Source organism: Pseudoalteromonas sp. XMcav11-Q, assembly GCF_040104525.1.
Lineage (GTDB): Bacteria > Pseudomonadota > Gammaproteobacteria > Enterobacterales > Alteromonadaceae > Pseudoalteromonas.
In genome coordinates, this window is the sequence record NZ_JBECOX010000034.1 from 1 (window position 1) to 2,204 (window position 2,204).

The following is a 2,204-nucleotide window of genomic DNA, read 5'->3' on the forward strand; positions in this document are numbered from 1 at the left end:
CTCTTTGCTTGACGCTCAAACAACTCATGCAATAAACAGCTCGGCACCTCAACATCCTGAGCTGTACTATTCAACTCCGTGAGCAAATAAGACCGCTCTCGCTCACTTAAAAGCTCAACCTCCGCAACCTTCAAGGCCTTCGTCAACCCCAATAGCAAACGCTTATAATGTCCGCCTAAACGTGCCAAACTCGCCGAGTTATAGTGCCCCGCCCCGCCTTCTAAGCGAATACTCAACCCTTCCGATACATGCGCCACTACCGTTAAGTCGTAGTTCGTCCCTTCCGTTGTCTCCGCTGTCGTAACCTCTAGCCCCGACTGCTCATCCGCTTCACTTAACTGCGCATCAACCGGATAGTTCTCAAATACAAATACGCTATTAAACAGAGGCTCTCCCAACGGCGACTGTTTTTGTATTTCATACAACGGATAGTAGCTATGCCCTTCTCGTGCCACTTGCTGTTCGTGCTGCGCCTGCAATAGCCCAAGCACCGTCTCTTCTGCACCGCTCTCTACGACCACCGGTACTGTATTGATAAACAAACCTAATATCGACTCGACACCCGCAAGACTTGCCGGCCGCCCTGACGTCACCGAACCAAACACCACCGCACCTTGGTTGCCATAGCGCTGCAACAACACACCCCATGCCGTTTGTACGACTATATTTAACGTCGTTCTCGCTTCCGCCGCCAACCGTTGTAACGCCGCCGTCTCTGATACACTAAACTCAATGCGATACTCGCCCTCTCCTGCTCCCACCTCTCCTTGCTCCGCTGGCAACTGAGTATGGCTACTCAGCGGTGCTAACGTGTCTCGCCAAAACGCTACCGTCTCCTCCTTGTCTTGCTCACTCAGCCACTGAGCATAATCTCTATAGCTGTATTCTGGCGCTCCACTTGCTAACGGTATACCCGCACACAGCGCTTCATAACATTGCTTTATCTCCTTAAATACCAACGGAATACACCACCCATCCAGTAGCGCATGGTGGTAACTCCAGAGCAACGTATGTTCATCTCCTACATTAAATAAGCTAAAGCGCATCAGTGGTGCTGCATCTATCGCAAAGGCTTTGCGCTTATCCATACGCTGATAATCGTCTAAATAATGTTGCTGCTGCGCCTGTGACATCTCCCTTAAATCTTCTTCCTTCCAAGGCAGTACCGCATGTGCGCTCACCCTTTGATGCGCATTCCCTTGCTCTATTCCTACAAATGCCGTTCTAAAAATATTGTGCCGCTCTATTACCGCTAACCATGCAGCTTTAAATGCGCTTGCATCCAAATCCTTGAAGCTTATCCGAGTCTGCGTGACATAACTCCCTGCTTCCAACAAACCATGGAATAACAACCCCTGTTGCATCCCCGTCGCTGGATATAAATCTGCAATATCCGACCCAATATCCCATCGCTCTAACTCTTCCGTAGTCACCCTCGCTAATGGAAAATCACTCGGTGTATAAGGCCCAACGCCCACCGCCTTACAATGCGTAATAACGTCTCTTAAGGCCTGCTCATAAGCCTTCATCAACGTCGATAGCGCTCCCTCGCAATAACACCCTGTGTCATAATTCAGCGTAAAACCTAAACTGCCAAATACCACCTTCCCATTTAACACCAACTCTTCTTGTGCTATCCGAGCTGCACTTATATGTTGCCCTCTATTTTCCTCTGCTATGCTAAAGGCGCCCGTCTGTTTTACCGTTTGGTCAAACTGTCCTAGGTAATTAAACTGCAAAGCCGGCATCGTCTTATCCGCAAGCTCGCTATCACCGCACAGGTACTTTAATACGCCATAGCCTATTCCCGTATCCGGAACCTGACGGTATTGCTCTTTTACCGCCATCAAAATACCACCGACATCCTCCGCCGCTTGCACGCTTAGCTGCAATGGATACATACTGGTAAACCAGCCTACGGTTTGACTTAAATCTATTACCCCCGCAACTCCCTCACGCCCATGCCCTTCTAGTGTCACCGATAGCGTTTGAGCACCACTACAACGTTGATGAGCTAACCACAAAGCCGCCAAGAGTACTTCATTCACCTGAGTTCGATAACTCTGTGGCACCATCGTGAGCAAAGCCTGTGTCTCATCCTCACTCAATTGGATTTGTAATTGTCGCCGTACACCTGCTTGTACCTGCTCATGACCATAATGCTGTTGCCAACTATTATCTGCCTCTAGTTCCCGCCAATATGA

At 49.3% G+C, this 2,204-nt stretch carries 1 protein-coding gene; it reads right to left on the minus strand.

From position 1 onward, the window contains the following. The coding region (locus tag ABMY45_RS23740) for a condensation domain-containing protein (protein ID WP_349289596.1) at window positions 1-2,204 on the minus strand (2,204 nt) is incomplete at both ends.